15 protein-coding genes are annotated in these 18,245 nt (G+C 71.6%); 14 read left to right on the top strand and 1 reads right to left on the bottom strand.

The features are described 5' to 3' along the window. Positions 1-81: 81 nt before the first annotated feature. The 13 genes from ABT170_RS37425 (at position 82) to ABT170_RS37365 (ending at position 16,168) form a co-directional block, all read left to right on the top strand. Entirely contained in the window at positions 82-1,062 is a 981-nt protein-coding gene (locus ABT170_RS37425) for an aspartate carbamoyltransferase catalytic subunit (RefSeq protein ID WP_329941726.1), read from the top strand. A 2-nt stretch (positions 1,063-1,064) separates the two neighbouring features. Next, positions 1,065-2,351, top strand: a complete 1,287-nt coding sequence (locus ABT170_RS37420) for a dihydroorotase (RefSeq protein ID WP_329941725.1) — start codon at positions 1,065-1,067, stop codon at positions 2,349-2,351. Continuing rightward, a complete protein-coding gene (locus tag ABT170_RS37415) occupies positions 2,348-2,926 on the top strand; it encodes a PH-like domain-containing protein (protein WP_329941724.1) in 579 nt (192 codons plus the stop codon). Before ABT170_RS37420 ends, ABT170_RS37415 begins: the two co-directional genes overlap by 4 nt. Further along, the gene (carA, locus tag ABT170_RS37410; RefSeq protein ID WP_329941723.1) at positions 2,923-4,065 is read left to right on the top strand and encodes a glutamine-hydrolyzing carbamoyl-phosphate synthase small subunit; all 1,143 of its coding nucleotides are present in this window, start codon (positions 2,923-2,925) and stop codon (positions 4,063-4,065) included. The genes ABT170_RS37415 and carA overlap by 4 nt, the downstream gene beginning before the upstream one ends. Then, positions 4,058-7,366, top strand: coding sequence for a carbamoyl-phosphate synthase large subunit (gene carB, locus ABT170_RS37405; RefSeq protein WP_351875132.1), 3,309 nt, complete (start codon positions 4,058-4,060; stop codon positions 7,364-7,366). The genes carA and carB overlap by 8 nt, the downstream gene beginning before the upstream one ends. Before the next feature lie 229 nt (positions 7,367-7,595). Then, on the top strand, positions 7,596-8,705 hold the full coding sequence (locus ABT170_RS37400; RefSeq protein WP_351875166.1) for a quinone-dependent dihydroorotate dehydrogenase: 1,110 nt from the start codon (positions 7,596-7,598) through the stop codon (positions 8,703-8,705). Further along, positions 8,702-9,541, top strand: a complete 840-nt coding sequence (gene pyrF / locus ABT170_RS37395) for an orotidine-5'-phosphate decarboxylase (RefSeq protein ID WP_329941721.1) — start codon at positions 8,702-8,704, stop codon at positions 9,539-9,541. Before ABT170_RS37400 ends, pyrF begins: the two co-directional genes overlap by 4 nt. Positions 9,542-9,783: 242 nt before the next feature. Continuing rightward, a complete protein-coding gene (locus ABT170_RS37390; protein WP_014044803.1) occupies positions 9,784-10,107 on the top strand; it encodes an integration host factor in 324 nt (107 codons plus the stop codon). 38 nt (positions 10,108-10,145) lie between these two features. Continuing rightward, a complete protein-coding gene (gene gmk / locus ABT170_RS37385) occupies positions 10,146-10,763 on the top strand; it encodes a guanylate kinase (RefSeq protein WP_329941720.1) in 618 nt (205 codons plus the stop codon). A gap of 78 nt (positions 10,764-10,841) precedes the next feature. Further along, positions 10,842-11,114 carry a DNA-directed RNA polymerase subunit omega gene (gene rpoZ, locus ABT170_RS37380; protein ID WP_003970369.1) on the top strand — a complete coding sequence of 91 codons (273 nt, stop codon included), beginning with the start codon at positions 10,842-10,844 and terminating at the stop codon, positions 11,112-11,114. A 130-nt stretch (positions 11,115-11,244) separates the two neighbouring features. Beyond that, a complete protein-coding gene (gene coaBC, locus ABT170_RS37375) occupies positions 11,245-12,477 on the top strand; it encodes a bifunctional phosphopantothenoylcysteine decarboxylase/phosphopantothenate--cysteine ligase CoaBC (protein ID WP_351875127.1) in 1,233 nt (410 codons plus the stop codon). A gap of 211 nt (positions 12,478-12,688) precedes the next feature. Continuing rightward, entirely contained in the window at positions 12,689-13,912 is a 1,224-nt protein-coding gene (gene metK / locus ABT170_RS37370; RefSeq protein ID WP_266929191.1) for a methionine adenosyltransferase, read from the top strand. A 111-nt stretch (positions 13,913-14,023) separates the two neighbouring features. After that, positions 14,024-16,168, top strand: a complete 2,145-nt coding sequence (locus tag ABT170_RS37365; protein WP_329941718.1) for a primosomal protein N' — start codon at positions 14,024-14,026, stop codon at positions 16,166-16,168. A 229-nt stretch (positions 16,169-16,397) separates the two neighbouring features. Here the strand turns inward: ABT170_RS37365 and ABT170_RS37360 are convergent, their stop codons facing one another. Then, the gene (locus tag ABT170_RS37360; RefSeq protein WP_329941717.1) at positions 16,398-16,958 is read right to left on the bottom strand and encodes a hypothetical protein; all 561 of its coding nucleotides are present in this window, start codon (positions 16,956-16,958) and stop codon (positions 16,398-16,400) included. A 287-nt stretch (positions 16,959-17,245) separates the two neighbouring features. Here ABT170_RS37360 and fmt point away from each other — a divergent pair, with 287 nt between their 5' ends. After that, positions 17,246-18,178, top strand: a complete 933-nt coding sequence (gene fmt / locus ABT170_RS37355) for a methionyl-tRNA formyltransferase (RefSeq protein WP_351875122.1) — start codon at positions 17,246-17,248, stop codon at positions 18,176-18,178. Positions 18,179-18,245 lie beyond the last annotated feature (67 nt).

Here is an 18,245-nt window from a genome sequence, read left to right as displayed (position 1 = left end):
GTGCGGCCCCGTGGGGCCGTACGGCAGCTTCCGCACGCCCGCATGCCGGGAAACCCCTCCAGCCACCCGGAGAACCCCCAGATGAAGCGTCACCTCATCTCGGCCGCCGACCTCACCCGCGACGACGCCGTCCTGATCCTCGACACCGCCGAGGAAATGGCCCGCGTCGCGGACCGGCCGATCAAGAAACTCCCGACCCTGCGCGGCCGTACGGTCGTCAACCTCTTCTTCGAGGACTCGACCCGTACCCGCATCTCCTTCGAGGCCGCCGCCAAGCGCCTCTCCGCCGATGTCATCAACTTCTCCGCGAAGGGTTCGTCCGTCTCCAAGGGCGAGTCGCTCAAGGACACCGCGCTGACCCTGGAGGCGATGGGCGCGGACGCCGTCGTCATCCGGCACGGCGCCTCGGGCGCCCCGTACCGGCTGGCCACCTCCGGCTGGATCGACGGCGCCGTGGTCAACGCCGGCGACGGCACCCACGAGCACCCCACCCAGGCGCTCCTCGACGCGTTCACCATGCGCCGCCGGCTGGTCGGCGCCGACAGCGGACTGGGCCAGGACCTCGAAGGCCGGCGGATCACCGTCGTCGGCGACATCCTGCACAGCCGGGTCGCCCGTTCCAACGTCCATCTGCTGACCACGCTCGGCGCGCACGTCACCCTGGTGGCCCCGCCGACCCTGGTGCCGGTCGGCGTCGAACAGTGGCCCTGTGACGTCAGCTACAGCCTGGACGAGGTGCTGCCCGACTCCGACGCGGTGATGATGCTGCGTGTGCAGCGAGAACGGATGAACGCCGCGTACTTCCCGACCGAGCGCGAGTACTCCCGCCGCTACGGCCTGGACGGCGAGCGGATGGCGAAGATGCCCGGCCACGCCATCGTCATGCACCCCGGCCCGATGGTCCGCGGCATGGAGATCACCGCCGAGGTCGCCGACTCCGACCGCTGCACGGTCGTCGAGCAGGTCGCCAACGGCGTCTCGATCCGCATGGCCGTCCTGTACCTGCTGCTCGGCGGCTCCGCCGCCCCCGCCACTTCCGCCCGTACCGAGGAGAACAAGTAACCATGAGCAAGATCCTTATCCGCGGTGCGAAGATCCTCGGCGGCGAGCCGGGCGACGTCCTCATCGACGGCGAGACCATCGAGCGGGTCGGCACCGGCATCGAGGCCGGGGACGCCACCGTCGTCGAGGCGGCGGGCCAGATCCTGCTGCCGGGCCTGGTCGACCTGCACACCCATCTGCGCGAGCCCGGCCGTGAGGACTCCGAGACCGTCCTCACCGGCACCAAGGCCGCGGCGATCGGCGGTTTCACCGCCGTCCACGCCATGGCCAACACCTTCCCGGTCGCCGACACCGCGGGAGTCGTCGAGCAGGTCTGGCGCCTGGGCAAGGAGTCCGGCTACTGCGATGTGCAGCCCATCGGGGCCGTCACCGTCGGTCTGGAGGGCAAGCAGCTCGCCGAGCTCGGCGCGATGCACGACTCGGCCGCCGGAGTGAGGGTCTTCTCCGACGACGGCAAGTGCGTCGACGACGCGGTGATCATGCGCCGGGCCCTGGAGTACGTGAAGGCGTTCGACGGCGTCGTCGCCCAGCACGCCCAGGAGCCCCGCCTCACCGAGGGCGCCCAGATGAACGAGGGCGTCGTCTCCGCCGAACTCGGGCTCGGCGGCTGGCCCGCCGTCGCCGAGGAGTCGATCATCGCCCGCGATGTCCTCCTCGCCGCCCACGTCGGCTCCCGGGTGCACATCTGCCACCTCTCGACCGCCGGCTCCGTGGAGATCGTGCGCTGGGCCAAGTCCAAGGGCTGGAACGTCACGGCCGAGGTCACCCCGCACCACCTGCTCCTCACCGACGAGCTCGTCCGCTCCTACAACCCGGTCTACAAGGTGAACCCGCCGCTGCGCACCGAGGCCGATGTGATGGCCCTGCGCGAGGCCCTCGCCGACGGCACCATCGACTGCGTCGCCACCGACCACGCCCCGCACCCGCACGAGGACAAGGACTGCGAGTGGGCCGCGGCCGCCATGGGCATGGTGGGCCTGGAGACCGCGCTCTCCGTCGTCCAGCAGACGATGGTGGACACCGGCCTCATCGACTGGGCGGGCGTCGCCGACCGCATGTCACTGCGCCCCGCGGCCATCGGCCGCCTCGAAGGACACGGCCGGCCCGTCTCGGCGGGTGAGCCCGCCAACCTCACTCTGGTCGATCCGGCATACCGTGGGGTCGTGGACCCCGCAGGCTTCGCGTCCCGCAGCCGCAACACTCCCTACGAGGGCCGTGAGCTGCCGGGCCGAGTGACCCACACCTTCCTGCGGGGCCGTGCCACGGTCGTCGACGGGAAGCTCGCGTGACAACACTGACCCCCCTGTACCAGCTGGCCGCCGAGCAGAGGTCGGCCGAAGTGACCGACTGGTCCGCCCGCATCAGCTGGGTGATCGGACTGGCCGTACTCGTCGCCTTCGTCTACTGGCTGATGCGCCAGGGCTGGAAGTGGCGCGCGAGCCTCCAGTCCGACCTGCCGGAACTGGCGACCACCCCGGACGGGTTCGCCGACGACGAGCCGCTGCTCACCCTCACCGGGCGGTACCACGCCTCGACGACCGCCGGGCAGTGGCTCGACCGGATCGTCGCGCACGGCCTGGGCACCCGCAGCCGGGTCGAGCTCACGCTCACCGCGCGGGGCCTGGACGTCGTACGCCCCGGCGCGGCCGGATTCTTCGTCCCGGCCGAAGCCCTGCGCGAGGCCCGCCTCGACAAGGCGCTCGCGGGCAAGGTCCTCCCCGAGGGCGGCCTGCTGATCATCACCTGGGCGCACGGCGACAAGCTGATCGACTCCGGATTCCGCTCCGACCACGCCGCCGAGCACCAGACCTGGGCCGACGCCGTCAACCACCTCACCAGCACTACGGAAGGCACCGCACGATGACGATCTCCACCCGGGGAGCCGGCAAAGCTCCCGCCGTACTCGTCCTGGAGGACGGCCGCTCCTTCCGCGGCCGCGCCTACGGGGCCGTGGGGGAGACCTTCGGCGAGGCGGTGTTCTCCACCGGCATGACCGGCTACCAGGAGACGCTGACCGACCCCTCGTACCACCGCCAGGTCGTCGTCATGACCGCCCCGCACGTCGGCAACACCGGCGTGAACGACGAGGACCCCGAGTCGCAGCGGATCTGGGTCTCCGGATACGTCGTCCGCGACCCCGCCCGGGTCCCCTCCAACTGGCGCTCGCGGCGCTCGCTCGACGAGGAGCTGGAGACCCAGGGCGTCGTCGGCATCAGCGGCGTCGACACCCGCGCCCTCACCCGCCACCTGCGCGAGCGCGGCGCCATGCGCGTCGGCATCTTCTCCGGGAACGCGATCGCCGACGAGGGCATGCTGCTCGCCAAGGTGCGCCAGGCCCCCGAGATGGACGGCGCGGACCTCTCCGCCGAGGTCGCGACCAAGGAGGCCTACGTCGTCCCCGCGATCGGTACGAAGAAGTTCACCGTCGCCGCGGTCGACCTCGGCATCAAGGGCATGACCCCGCACCGGATGGCCGAGCGCGGCATCGAGGTGCATGTGCTGCCCGCCACCGCCACCCTGGAGGAGGTGTACGCGGTGAAGCCCGACGGAGTCTTCTTCTCCAACGGCCCCGGCGACCCGTCCACCGCCGACCACCCCGTCTCCGTCATGCGGGGCGTCCTGGAGCGCGGTACCCCGCTCTTCGGCATCTGCTTCGGCAACCAGATCCTCGGCCGCGCCCTCGGGTTCGGCACCTACAAGCTGAAGTACGGCCACCGCGGGATCAACCAGCCCGTGCAGGACCGTACGACCGGCAAGGTCGAGGTCACCGCGCACAACCACGGCTTCGCCGTCGACGCCCCGCTCGACAAGGTGTCGGACACGGAGTTCGGCCGCGCCGAGGTCTCCCACGTCTGCCTGAACGACCAGGTCGTCGAGGGGCTCCGGCTCCTGGACCGGCCGGCCTTCAGCGTCCAGTACCACCCCGAAGCCGCCGCGGGCCCGCACGACGCCGCGTACCTCTTCGACCGTTTCGTCTCCCTGATGGAGGGCCAGCGTGCCTAAGCGCTCCGATATCCAGTCCGTCCTGGTCATCGGCTCCGGCCCGATCGTCATCGGCCAGGCCGCCGAGTTCGACTACTCCGGCACCCAGGCGTGCCGCGTCCTCAAGGCCGAGGGCCTGCGCGTCATCCTGGTGAACTCCAACCCGGCGACGATCATGACCGACCCGGAGATCGCCGACGCCACGTACGTCGAGCCGATCACCCCCGAGTTCGTCGAGAAGATCATCGCCAAGGAGCGCCCCGACGCGCTGCTCCCCACCCTGGGCGGCCAGACCGCGCTCAACACCGCGATCTCCATGCACGAGAACGGTGTCCTGGAGAAGTACGGCGTCGAGCTCATCGGCGCCAACGTCGAGGCCATCAACAAGGGCGAGGACCGCGACCTCTTCAAGGGCGTCGTGGAGGCCGTCAAGGCGAAGATCGGTTACGGCGAGTCCGCCCGCTCCGTCATCTGCCACACCATGGACGACATCATCAAGGGCGTCGACACGCTCGGCGGCTACCCCGTCGTCGTCCGCCCCTCCTTCACCATGGGCGGCGCCGGCTCCGGCTTCGCCCACGACGAGGAGGAACTGCGCCGCATCGCCGGACAGGGCCTCGCGCTCTCCCCGACCACCGAGGTGCTCCTGGAGGAGTCCATCCTCGGCTGGAAGGAGTACGAGCTGGAGCTGATGCGCGACAAGAACGACAACGTCGTGGTCGTCTGCTCCATCGAGAACTTCGACCCGATGGGCGTCCACACGGGCGACTCGATCACCGTCGCCCCGGCGATGACGCTCACCGACCGCGAGTACCAGCGGCTGCGCGACATCGGCATCGCGATCATCCGCGAGGTCGGCGTCGACACCGGTGGCTGCAACATCCAGTTCGCCATCGACCCGACCGACGGCCGGGTCATCGTGATCGAGATGAACCCGCGCGTCTCCCGCTCCTCGGCGCTCGCCTCGAAGGCCACCGGCTTCCCGATCGCCAAGATCGCCGCCAAGCTGGCCGTCGGCTACACGCTCGACGAGATCCCGAACGACATCACCGAGAAGACCCCGGCCTCCTTCGAGCCGACCCTCGACTACGTCGTGGTCAAGGCCCCGCGCTTCGCCTTCGAGAAGTTCCCCTCCGCCGACTCCACCCTCACCACCACCATGAAGTCGGTGGGCGAGGCCATGGCGATCGGCCGGAACTTCACCGAGGCGCTGCAGAAGGCCCTGCGCTCCCTGGAGAAGAAGGGCTCGCAGTTCGCCTTCACCGGCGAGCCCGGCGACAAGGCCGAGCTGCTGGCCGAGGCCGTCCGTCCGACCGACGGCCGGATCAACACCGTCATGCAGGCGATCCGCGCCGGTGCCACCCAGGAAGAGGTCTTCGACGCCACGAAGATCGACCCCTGGTTCGTCGACCAGCTCTTCCTGATCAAGGAGATCGCCGACGAGCTCGCCTCCGCCGAGCGGCTGGACGCCTACCTGATCGCCGAGGCCAAGCGGCACGGCTTCTCCGACGCCCAGATCGCCGCGATCCGGGGCCTGCGCGAGGACGTCGTACGCGAGGTCCGGCACGCGCTGGGCATCCGCCCCGTCTACAAGACCGTTGACACGTGTGCCGCCGAGTTCGCCGCGAAGACGCCGTACTTCTACTCCTCCTACGACGAGGAGAGCGAGGTCGCCCCCCGCACCAAGCCCGCGGTGATCATCCTCGGCTCGGGACCCAACCGCATCGGCCAGGGCATCGAGTTCGACTACTCCTGTGTCCACGCCTCCTTCGCGCTGAGCGACGCCGGCTACGAGACCGTGATGGTCAACTGCAACCCGGAGACCGTCTCCACCGACTACGACACCTCCGACCGGCTGTACTTCGAGCCGCTGACGCTGGAGGACGTGCTGGAGATCGTCCACGCCGAGTCCCTGGCGGGCCCGATCGCCGGTGTCATCGTCCAGCTCGGCGGCCAGACCCCGCTGGGCCTGTCGCAGGCGCTCAAGGACAACGGCGTGCCCGTCGTCGGTACGTCCCCGGAGGCGATCCACGCCGCCGAGGACCGCGGCGCCTTCGGCCGGGTCCTGGCCGAGGCCGGACTCCCCGCGCCCAAGCACGGCACCGCCACCACGTTCGGCGAGGCCAAGGCCATCGCCGACGAGATCGGCTACCCCGTCCTCGTACGCCCCTCGTACGTGCTCGGCGGACGCGGCATGGAGATCGTCTACGACGAGACCCGCCTCTCCTCGTACATCGCGGAGTCCACCGAGATCAGCCCCACCCGGCCGGTCCTGGTCGACCGCTTCCTCGACGACGCGATCGAGATCGACGTCGACGCGCTCTACGACGGCACCGAGCTCTACCTCGGCGGCGTCATGGAGCACATCGAGGAAGCCGGCATCCACTCCGGCGACTCGGCCTGCTCCCTGCCCCCGATCACACTCGGCGGCTACGACATCAAGCGGCTGCGCACCTCGACCGAGGGCATCGCCAAGGGCGTCGGCGTACGCGGACTGATCAACATCCAGTTCGCCCTCTCCGGCGACATCCTGTACGTCCTGGAAGCCAACCCGCGCGCCTCCCGCACCGTGCCCTTCACCTCGAAGGCGACCGCGGTTCCGCTCGCGAAGGCCGCCGCCCGCATCTCGCTGGGCGCGACCATCGCCGAGCTGCGCGAGGAGGGCCTGCTCCCGCGGCACGGCGACGGCGGCACCCTGCCGCTGGACGCGCCGATCTCCGTCAAGGAGGCGGTCATGCCGTGGTCGCGCTTCCGCGACATCCACGGCCGCGGCGTCGACACCGTCCTCGGCCCGGAGATGCGCTCCACCGGCGAGGTCATGGGCATCGACTCGGTCTTCGGCACGGCGTACGCCAAGTCGCAGGCCGGCGCGTACGGCCCGCTGCCCACCCGGGGCCGCGCGTTCATCTCGGTCGCCAACCGCGACAAGCGCTCGATGGTCTTCCCGGCCCGCGAACTGGTCGCGCACGGCTTCGAGCTGCTCGCCACCTCCGGCACCGCCGAGGTCCTCAAGCGCAACGGCATCAACGCCACGGTCGTGCGCAAGCAGTCCGAGGGCGAGGGCCCCAACGGCGAGAAGACCATCGTCCAGCTCATCCACGCCGGCGACGTCGACCTCATCGTCAACACGCCGTACGGAACGGGTGGCCGCCTCGACGGCTACGAGATCCGGACGGCGGCCGTCGCCCGGTCCGTGCCCTGCCTGACCACGGTCCAGGCGCTCGCCGCCGCCGTCCAGGGCATCGACGCGCTCAGCCGCGGAGAGGTGGGCGTACGTTCCCTCCAGGAGCACGCGGAACGTCTGACCGCGGCCCGCGACTAGGGCGTGATCGAAAGCCCCGCCCGGCCCGCGACGCCCGGCACGCACGCCCGCCGCGTCGCCGGAGTGTCCTCGGACATCCCGTACGAGGACACTCCTCCGCCTTGCGATCGCACGCACCGGACGCCGTGAGCCCCGCCCTCCGGGCGGACGGCGGGGCTTTCGACACACGCCCCAGCAGCCAGCAGGGGGCACCGGAAACGGTGTCCCCCTCTTCATGAGGACACTGCCGATGTACAAGTTCTTCTTCCAGCTGGTCTTCAAGCGGATGGACCCGGAGCGGGCGCACCACCTGGCCTTCCGCTGGATCCGCCTCGCCGCCCGCGTCCCCGTGCTGCGCACCTTCGTCGCCGCCGTGCTCGCCCCCCGCCACCAGGAGCTGCGCATTGAGGCGCTCGGCCTGCGGATGCACGGTCCCTTCGGGCTCGCCGCGGGCTTCGACAAGAACGCCGTGGCCATCGACGGCATGGCGATGCTCGGCTTCGACCACATCGAGATCGGTACGGTCACCGGCGAACCGCAGCCCGGCAATCCCAAGAAGCGCCTCTTCCGCCTCGTCGCGGACCGTGCGCTGATCAACCGCATGGGCTTCAACAACGAGGGCTCGGCCGCCGTCGCCGAACGCCTGGCCGCCCGCAACCCGGTCTTCCGGACCACCGTGGGCGTCAACATCGGCAAGACCAAGGTCGTGCCGGAGGACGAGGCGCCCGCCGACTACGTGAAGTCCACCGAGCGCCTCGCCGCGCACGCCGACTACCTCGTGGTGAACGTCTCCTCGCCCAACACCCCGGGCCTGCGCAACCTCCAGGCCACCGAGGCGCTGCGCCCGCTGCTCACCGCCGTGCGCGAGGCCGCCGACCGCACGGTCACCGGCCGCCGGGTGCCACTGCTCGTCAAGATCGCGCCGGACCTCGCCGACGAGGACGTCGACGCGGTCGCGGACCTCGCCGTCGAACTGGGCCTGGACGGCATCATCGCCACCAACACCACCATCGCCCGCGACGGCCTCGGCCTGACGTCCTCGCCCTCCCTGGTCAAGGAGGCCGGCGGGCTCTCCGGAGCACCCCTCAAGGAACGCTCCCTGGAGGTCCTGAGCCGTCTGTACGCCCGGGTGGGCGACGAGATCACCCTCGTCGGGGTCGGGGGCATCGAGAACGCCGAGGACGCCTGGCAGCGCATCCTGGCCGGTGCCACGCTCGTCCAGGGCTACAGCGCCTTCATCTACGAGGGCCCGTTCTACGCCCGCGCGATCCACAAGGGCCTGGCCGCGCGCCTGGCGGCCTCCCCGTACGCCACGCTCGCCGACGCCGTCGGCGCCGAGACCCGGAAGGTGTCGCAGTGACCCCCGAACCCTTCGGCGCACGGCTGCGCCACGCCATGGACACCCGCGGGCCGCTCTGTGTCGGCATCGACCCGCACGCCTCGCTGCTCACCTCCTGGGGCCTGAACGACGACATCGCGGGCCTGGAGCGCTTCACCCGTACGGTCGTGGAGGCCCTGGCCGACCGGGTCGCCGTGCTCAAGCCGCAGTCCGCGTTCTTCGAGCGCTTCGGCTCGCGCGGCATCGCCGTGCTGGAGAAGGCCGTCGCCGAGGCGCGGGCGGCCGGCGCGCTCGTCCTGATGGACGCCAAGCGCGGCGACATCGGCTCGACCATGGGCGCCTACGCGGCGGCCTATCTGGACAAGGACTCGCCGCTGTTCTCGGACGCGGTCACGCTCTCGCCGTACCTCGGCTTCGGCTCGCTGCGTCCCGCGCTGGACGCGGCGGCCGTCTCCGGCGCCGGGGTCTTCGTGCTGGCTCTGACCTCCAACCCGGAGGGCGCCCAGGTGCAGCGCGCCACGGCGGCCGACGGCCGCCCGCTGGCCCAGCTGATGCTGGACAGCATGGCCGCGGAGAACGAGGGCGCGACGCCGCTCGGCTCGGTCGGCGCGGTGGTCGGCGCCACGCTCGGCGACACGGGGGTGAATCTCGCCATCAACGGCCCGCTGCTCGCCCCCGGCATCGGCGCGCAGGGAGCGACCCCCGCCGATCTGCCCGGAGTGTTCGGCGACGCGGTGGGCAACGTGGTGCCCAGTGTGAGCCGGGGCGTGCTGCGCCACGGCCCCGACGCTTCAGGGCTGCGCGAAGCCGCCGGACGGTTCGCGGACGAGGTCCGTGCGGCCGTGGCCGACAGCTGACCCTGACACGTTTGCCGTGTGTTGACGAATTCCTGACCCGAAATCCCTGCTGTTTCGCCTGAAATGTCCTGGTCGGCTGAGGCTGACCAGGACTTTTCGTCCGTTCTCGCTGACTAGCGCGGCCTTGGCCGCTAGTCTCCGTCGAGAGCCAACGAGCACATGCTGTTCGTTGCTCAGGTGTGGGGCGACCAGCTTCCTCACCGGTCCGTATCCGACAGATCGACATCCGAGGTGACGTAGGCGTGGCTCTTCCGCCCCTTACCCCTGAACAGCGCGCAGCCGCGCTCGAAAAGGCCGCCGCGGCTCGCCGGGAGCGGGCCGAGGTCAAGAATCGACTCAAGCACTCCGGTGCCTCGCTCCAAGAGGTCATCAAGCAGGGTCAGGAGAACGACGTCATCGGCAAGATGAAGGTCTCCGCGCTCCTGGAGTCCCTGCCGGGCGTGGGCAAGGTCCGCGCCAAGCAGATCATGGAGCGTCTCGGTATCTCCGAGAGCCGCCGGGTCCGGGGTCTCGGCTCCAATCAGATCGCATCCCTGGAGCGTGAGTTCGGCGGCACCGCCGCCTGACGTTCTCAGGCACTCCTGAGAACCTGGATAATCGCTCCATGGCTGCAACATCCCGGGGGACGTCCCCCGTACCCCCGGACGTACGTCCGCGGCTGACCGTGCTCTCCGGCCCCTCGGGGGTCGGCAAGAGCACGGTCGTCGCTCATATGCGCAAGGTTCACCCCGAGGTCTGGCTCTCGGTGTCGGCGACGACCCGCAGGCCGCGCCCCGGGGAGAGCAACGGTGTCCACTACTTCTTCGTGGACGACGAGGAGTTCGACAAGCTCGTCGCCAACGGCGAACTGCTGGAGTGGGCCGAGTTCGCGGGCAACCGGTACGGCACGCCGCGCCGGGCCGTGCTCGACCGCCTGGAGGCCGGCGAGCCGGTCCTGCTGGAGATCGATCTCCAGGGGGCCCGGCTCGTGCGGCAGTCCATGCCCGAAGCACGCCTGGTCTTCCTCGCCCCGCCGAGCTGGGACGAACTGGTGCGCCGGCTCACCGGCCGCGGGACCGAACCCCCCGAGGTCATCGAGCGCAGGCTCGCCGCCGCCAAGATCGAACTGGCCGCCGAGGCGGAGTTCGACACGACGCTGGTCAACACCTCCGTCGAGGATGTGGCCCGTGAGCTGCTAGCCTTGATGTTGCAGGCTTCCGCCCACCGTGACAGCAGCGACTGAATCACACGGAGCATCACCCCGGCGGAATCCGCACTGTCAAAGATCTCTTTGATATTTACCCCCTTCGGAAGGCAGAGAGTGTCCTCTTCCATCACCACGCCCGAGGGCATCATCAACCCGCCGATTGATGAGCTCCTCGAAGCCACCGACTCGAAGTACAGCCTCGTGATCTACGCCGCCAAGCGCGCGCGCCAGATCAACGCGTACTACTCGCAGCTCGGTGAAGGCCTCCTTGAGTACGTCGGTCCGCTCGTCGACACCCACGTGCACGAGAAGCCGCTCTCGATCGCGCTCCGCGAGATCAACGCGGGCCTGCTGACCTCCGAGGCCATCGAGGGCCCCGCGCAGTAGGCAGCGAAGCACCTTCACCTCAGGCCCGGCGGGCAGACCGCCGGGCCTGAGGTGTGTCCGAGGTCCGTGCGGACGGCTTCGGGCGGTGAGGCAGCATGGAGGGATACGTAGCCGAGTGCGGGGAGACGCAGTGCAGAAGCCGAAGGTCGTCCTGGGGGTCAGCGGAGGCATCGCCGCCTACAAGGCGTGCGAGCTGCTGCGCCGGCTGACCGAGTCCGGGCACGACGTACGCGTCGTGCCGACCGGGTCCTCGCTCCACTTCGTCGGCGCCGCCACCTGGTCGGCGCTCTCCGGACACCCCGTCTCCACCGAGGTCTGGGACGACGTCCACGAGGTGCCGCACGTGCGCATCGGCCAGGGGGCCGACCTCGTCGTCGTCGCCCCGGCCACCGCGGACACGCTCGCCAGGGCCGCCCACGGTCTCGCGGACGACCTCCTCACCAACACGCTGCTCACCGCGCGCTGTCCGGTGGTCTTCGCGCCCGCCATGCACACCGAGATGTGGGAGCACCCCGCCACCCGGGAGAACGTGGCCACGCTGCGCCGCCGCGGCGCCGTCGTCATCGAGCCCGCCGTCGGCCGGCTCACCGGCGTCGACACCGGCAAGGGCCGGCTGTCCGACCCCGGAGAGATCTTCGAGGTCTGCCGCCGGGTCCTGAGCCGCGGCCCCGCCGCGCCCGACCTCGCGGGCCGCCATGTGGTGATCAGCGCGGGCGGCACCCGCGAACCGCTCGACCCCGTCCGCTACCTGGGCAACCGCTCCTCGGGGAAGCAGGGGTACGCCCTGGCGCGTACCGCTGTCGCCCGAGGGGCCAGGGTCACCCTGATCGAGGCCAACACCGGACTGCCCGACCCGGCCGGTGCCGATGTCCTGCGCGTGGGGACCGCGCTCCAACTGCGCGAGGCCGTACTGAAGGCCGCCGCGGACGCGGACGTCGTGGTGATGGCGGCGGCCGTCGCCGACTTCCGGCCGGCCGAGTACGCCCAGGGAAAGATCAAGAAGAAGGACGGTCAGGAGCCCGCCGCCGTCGCCCTCGTCCGCAACCCCGACATCCTCGCCGAGGTCGCGGGCCGGCGGGCCCGGCCGGAGCAGATCGTCGTGGGATTCGCCGCCGAGACCGACAACGTCCTGGCCAACGGCCGGGAGAAACTCCGCCGCAAGGGCTGCGACCTGCTCGTGGTCAACGAGGTGGGGGAGCGCAAGACCTTCGGCTCGGAGGAGAACGAGGCCGTCGTGCTCTCTGCCGACGGCGGGGAGATCTCCGTGCCGCACGGCCCCAAGGAAGACCTCGCCGACACGGTGTGGGACCAGGTGACGTCGAGGTTCGGACAGATTTCGCATTCGCCGCTTCGGGGGGTCTAAAGCCAACGAAAACGGATACATTCGCCACCCCGAAGGGCGATTTTTCCTACCGGCCGCAGCAGTGCCGCACATCACAGACATGCCAAAGTACGAGACGCATGGCCCAAGCGGCGGATGCGACCGATAAACTGGTCGACGGTACGAGCCGGGCGCAGCTCCCGGTCGTACCACCAATGATCAGCCAGCAGCCGCTGCAACCCCAGGGAGCGATGTGTCCCGCCGTCTCTTCACCTCGGAATCTGTGACCGAGGGTCACCCCGACAAGATCGCTGACCAGATCAGCGACACGATTCTCGACGCCCTCCTGCGCGAGGACCCCACCTCGCGCGTCGCCGTCGAGACCTTGATCACCACTGGTCTGGTGCATGTCGCGGGTGAGGTCACGACCAAGGCCTACGCCGACATTCCCAACCTTGTGCGCAACAAGGTCCTGGAGATCGGCTACGACTCCTCCAAGAAGGGCTTCGACGGCGCCTCCTGCGGTGTCTCGGTGTCCATCGGCGCACAGTCCCCGGACATCGCCCAGGGCGTCGACACCGCCTACGAGAAGCGCGTCGAGGGTGCCTCCCAGCGGGACGGGGAGGACGAACTCGACAAGCAGGGCGCGGGCGACCAGGGCCTGATGTTCGGCTACGCCTGCGACGAGACGCCCGAGCTGATGCCGCTCCCGATCCATGTGGCACACCGGCTCTCGCGCCGCCTCTCGGAGGTCCGCAAGAACGGGACCATCCCCTACCTGCGCCCCGACGGCAAGACCCAGGTCACCATCGAGTACGACGGTGACAAGGCCGTCCGGCTCGACACGGTCGTGGTCTCCTCGCAGCACGCGAGCGACATCGACCTGGACTCGCTGCTGGCACCGGACATCCGTGAGTTCGTCGTCGAGCACGTCCTGGCGCAGCTCATCGAGGACGGCATCAAGCTGGACACCGAGGGCTACCGTCTGCTGGTGAACCCGACCGGACGGTTCGAGATCGGTGGCCCGATGGGCGACGCCGGGCTCACCGGTCGCAAGATCATCATCGACACCTACGGCGGCATGGCCCGGCACGGCGGCGGCGCCTTCTCGGGCAAGGACCCGTCCAAGGTCGACCGCTCGGCGGCGTACGCGATGCGCTGGGTCGCGAAGAACGTCGTCGCCGCGGGTCTCGCCGCCCGCTGCGAGGTCCAGGTCGCGTACGCGATCGGCAAGGCCGAGCCGGTGGGCCTGTTCGTCGAGACGTTCGGCACGGCCGCCATCGAGACCGAGAAGATCGAGAACGCCATCGGTGAGGTCTTCGACCTCCGCCCGGCCGCGATCATCCGGGACCTCGACCTGCTCCGCCCGATCTACGCCCAGACCGCGGCGTACGGTCACTTCGGCCGCGAGCTCCCCGACTTCACCTGGGAGCGCACCGACCGCGTCGACGCCCTCCGTCGGGCCGCGGGCCTGTAGGACCGCCGCGCAGTCACGGCTTGCCGGGGCCCGGACACCGATCGTGGTGTCCGGGCCCCGGTGTCGTGACACCCGGCGCCGCTGTCAGTCCCGTCTGGTAGGAATTTGGCTGTGAGCAGCGACAACGAGCAGTCCGCCGAGCCCGCGGCCGGGGCGCCGGAGCAGCTTGCGCTGATCCGCGAGACCGTCCGCAGGGCGAAGGTGCCGAGGGCCAAGCCCCGGACCTGGCGGGGCGCCGCGCTGGCCAAGGAGCTCCCGGTCGCCCGGGTCCTGGTGAACAAGGGCGTGCTCCATCTCGACCAGTACTTCGACTACGCCGTCCCCGAGGAGCTCGACGCCGACGCCCAGCCCGGGGTCCGGGTGCGCGTGCGCTTCGGTGCCGGGGGACGCAATGTGCAGGGCGGGCGGCGCGAGGGCGGCGGGCTGATCGACGGGTTCCTCGTCGAGCGGCTCGCCGAGTCCGACTATCAGGGCGCCCTCGCCGCCCTCGCCTATGTGGTCTCCCCGGAGCCCGTGCTCGGACCGGAGCTGCTGGCGCTGTCGCGGGCCGTCGCCGACCGGTACGCGGGCAGCCTCGCCGATGTGCTCCAGCTCGCCGTCCCGCCGCGCAACGGGCGGGCCGAGGGCAAGCCCTCCCCGCCCCCCCTGCCACCGCCCGCGGCGCCCGGTCCGGGCAGCTGGGAGCGGTACGGACAGGGCCCCGCCTTCCTGCGGGCGCTGGCCGGCGGTGGTGCGCCGCGGGCCGTGTGGACCGCGCTGCCGGGGCCGCACTGGCCGCGCGAGATCGCCCTCGCCGTCGCGGCGACGCTCTCCTCGGGGCGCGGTGCGCTGGTCGTCGTACCGGACGGACGGGCCGCCGGCCGGATGGACGCCGCGCTGACCGAGGTGCTGGGGGACGGCCGGCACGCCCTGCTCACCGCGGACTCCGGCCCCGAGAAGCGCTACCGCCAGTGGCTCGCCGTACGCCGCGGCTCGGTGCGGGCGGTCGTCGGCACCCGCGCCGCGATGTTCGCCCCCGTGGCCGATCTCGGCCTGGTCGTCATCTGGGACGACGGGGACTCCAGCCACAGCGATGACAACGCCCCCTTCCCGCACGTCCGCGAGGTCCTGGAGCTCCGGGCGGCACACGGCGGATGCGCCTTCCTGCTCGGCTCGACGGGCTGCACCGTGGAGGCCGCCCAGCTCGTCGAGAGCGGCTGGGCACTGCCCCTGAGCGCGGACCGGGAGAAGCTGCGGGCCGCGGCGCCCCTGATCCGTACGGTCGGCGACGGCGAACTCGCCCGGGACGGGGCGGCGAGGACCGCCCGGCTGCCCAGCCTGGCCTGGCAGACCGTGCGGGACGGACTGCGCGCCGGACCGGTGCTGGTCCAGGTGCCGCGCCGGGGTTACGCCCCCCGGCTCGCCTGCGAGCGCTGTCGCACTCCGGCCCGGTGCCGGCACTGCGCCGGGCCGCTGGAGGCCCCCGACCAGCGGGACCTCGACTGCGCCTGGTGCGGCCGCGCCGAGCGGGCCTGGCACTGCGCGGCCTGCGGATCCACCCGGCTGCGCGCCCAGGTCGTCGGAGCCCGCCGGACCGCCGAGGAACTGGGCCGGGCCTTTCCCGCGGTGCCGGTCCGGACCTCGGGGCGCGACCACATCCTGGACGCCGTGCCGGGCGCACCCGCGCTCGTCGTCAGTACGCCGGGGGCCGAGCCCGTCGCCGAGGGCGGATATGCCGCCGCGCTGCTGCTCGACGGCTGGGCGATGCTCACCCGGCCGGATCTGCGGGCGGGGGAGGAGGCGCTGCGCCGCTGGATCGCGGCGGCCTCGCTGGTCCGGGGGCAGGACGAGGGCGGCACGGTGGTGATCGTGGCCGAGCCGACGCTGCGGCCCGTGCAGGCGCTGGTGCGCTGGGACCCGGCCGGGTTCGCCCGGCGTGAGCTGGCGGAGCGGGCGGAGCTGGGCTTCCCCCCGGTGTCCCGGATGGCTTCGGTGACCGGTCCGGCCGAGGCCCTGGCCGGTTTCCTCGCCACGGCCGGACTGCCGCCGGAGGCCGAGATCCTGGGTCCCGTGCCGGTACCGGCCGCCGAACCCGGCAGGCCGCGCAGGCCGTGGGACGCGCCGCCCGGCGAGACCTGGGAGCGGGCACTGATCCGGGTGGTCCCGGGCCGCGGAGCGGCGCTCGCCGCCGCGCTGAAGGTGGCGCGGGCAGCGCGTACGGCCAGGGGCGGGGGCGACCCGATCCGGATCAGGATCGACCCGCCGGACATCGGCTGAGGCACCCTCCCCGGGCTCACCGGCGGACCCCGGTCCCGCAGGCCCTCGCCGGCCCGGCAGACCTCACCGGCACGGCGGTCCTCACCGGCACCCCGGGGCCCGGTCCCGCGGGCCTGCCCGGCGGAGCGGCGGCGGCCGGTCGCCCCGTATCGCCGTGTGCGGAGACGGGGCCGCCCCGCCGTGCGACCGGCACGGTGGGGCAGAAGGGCGGGGTACGGGCGGCGTCGGGTCAGCCGTTGCGCGGGCCGGGGAAGGCACCCGGGCGGATCTCCTCCCGCGCGACAGCGGTGCCCGCCGAGGGCTGCGGAGGCATCGAGCGGGCGGCGGGCACCCCCGGGAGCACGGGGCCGGAGGGGACGACGGGAGCCCCGGGGGAGACGGAGACAGGACGGGGCACCGCGCTCTCGGCGGCGACGGCTTCGGCGGTGCCGGGCTGGGGGGCGGCGCGACGCGAGCCGTAACGCCGGTGCACCGCCTGCTTGGTGACTCCGAGAGCAGAGCCCACCGCGTCCCAGGAGAAGCCCAGCGAACGGTCGAAGTCCACCGCCGCGGTGACCAGCGTCTCGACGCTGTCCCGCAGTTCCTGGGCGAGGCGGACGGTGGGGGCCGGGGCCCTGCCGTAGACGACGAAGCCCGCGGAAGGGCCGGAGCGGCGGGGGCGGTAGACATTGCCCAGCTGGGCGGTGAGTGTGCGCAGCGCGTCCACCTGCCGCCGGACCCGCTCGATGTCCCGCACCAGAAGATGCAGACTGGCCCGCGCTTGGGCGTCGTGGGTTGCGTGGTCGGCCATGAAGAAGCCTCTCGAACCGGCGTTGAAAGGGACCGGGCCGCACCGCGGCGGCCCGCTTCGGTCAATCTCTTTTGACCAACGCCTCAGCCGGGGATGTGGTCACGCTATCGGGGCGTATGTGCATATGCGTGGGGCGCAAAGGCGCGCGTACGCCCCTGACGGGATCAGAACGTGAGCCCCCCGGCTCGGGGCTGCCCATCCGCACGCCGGGGACCTTCCGGGCACGCTTTAGACTGGTGCGCTGCTCGTCACCGTACGTTTTCGGCCCGAGAGGCAGTCAGCCACCCATGAAGCTCGTCTTCGCCGGCACCCCCGAGGTAGCCGTTCCCGCCCTGGACGCCCTGCTCGCCTCCGAACGGCACGAGGTGGCCGCCGTGGTGACCCGTCCCGACGCCCCCGCGGGCCGCGGGCGCCGTCTGGTCGCCAGCCCCGTCGCCGAGCGGGCCGAGGAGGCCGGGATCGAGGTCCTCAAGCCGGGCCGGCCGCGGGACGAGGACTTCCTGGCCCGGCTGCGGGAGATCGCCCCCGACTGCTGCCCGGTCGTCGCCTACGGGGCGCTGCTGCCCAAGGCGGCGCTCGCCGTGCCCGCCAGGGGCTGGGTCAATCTGCACTTCTCGCTGCTGCCCGCCTGGCGCGGTGCCGCGCCGGTGCAGCACTCGGTGATGGCCGGGGACGAGGTGACCGGAGCGTCCACCTTCCTGATCGAGGAGGGTCTCGACTCCGGTCCGGTCTACGGCGTCCTCACCGAGGAGGTCCGGCCGACCGACACCAGCGGCGATCTGCTCACCCGGCTCGCCTTCGCCGGTGCCGGGCTGCTCGCGGCGACGATGGACGGCATCGAGGACGGCACCCTGCACGCCGTGCCGCAGCCGGCCGAGGGCATCACCCTCGCCCCGAAGATCACTGTGGAGGACGCCCAGGTGCGCTGGGCCGACCCGGCCCTGCGGGTGGACCGGGTCGTGCGCGGCTGCACCCCGGCCCCCGGGGCCTGGACCCTCTTCCGGGGCGAGCGGCTGAAGCTCGTCCAGGTCACCCCGGTCCTGGACCGTACGGATCTGGCACCCGGCGAGCTGGCCGCCGCCAAGAACAACGTGTACGTGGGCACCGGTTCGCACGCCGTCGAGCTGCTCTGGGTGCAGCCGCAGGGCAAGAAGCCGATGAAGGCCGCCGACTGGGCGCGCGGAGTGCGGATCGCTCCGGGCGAGCTGCTCGGGCTGTAGTCCTCCCCACCGGGCCGCAGGCCCCGGGCCCGGGACTGCGGTCACCGGCGTCCGGGGCGGCGACGTA

Origin of the sequence: Streptomyces sp. NPDC001787 (assembly GCF_040297465.1) — a bacterium.
Classification (GTDB): Bacteria; Actinomycetota; Actinomycetes; order Streptomycetales; family Streptomycetaceae; genus Streptomyces.
Note: the sequence above shows the minus strand (reverse complement) of the source record. Positions and strands in the feature narration are given on the sequence as shown.

Bases quoted from the DNA above. Each gene is read 5' to 3' on its own strand.
- ABT170_RS37425 (WP_329941726.1), top strand. From the start codon at position 82: ATGAAGCGTCACCTCATCTCGGCCGCCGACCTCACCCGCGACGACGCC.
- ABT170_RS37420 (WP_329941725.1), top strand. From the start codon at position 1,065: ATGAGCAAGATCCTTATCCGCGGTGCGAAGATCCTCGGCGGCGAGCCG.
- carA (WP_329941723.1), top strand. From the start codon at position 2,923: ATGACGATCTCCACCCGGGGAGCCGGCAAAGCTCCCGCCGTACTCGTC.
- ABT170_RS37400 (WP_351875166.1), top strand. From the start codon at position 7,596: ATGTACAAGTTCTTCTTCCAGCTGGTCTTCAAGCGGATGGACCCGGAG.
- gmk (WP_329941720.1), top strand. From the start codon at position 10,146: ATGGCTGCAACATCCCGGGGGACGTCCCCCGTACCCCCGGACGTACGT.
- ABT170_RS37360 (WP_329941717.1), bottom strand. From the start codon at position 16,958: ATGGCCGACCACGCAACCCACGACGCCCAAGCGCGGGCCAGTCTGCAT.
- fmt (WP_351875122.1), top strand. From the start codon at position 17,246: ATGAAGCTCGTCTTCGCCGGCACCCCCGAGGTAGCCGTTCCCGCCCTG.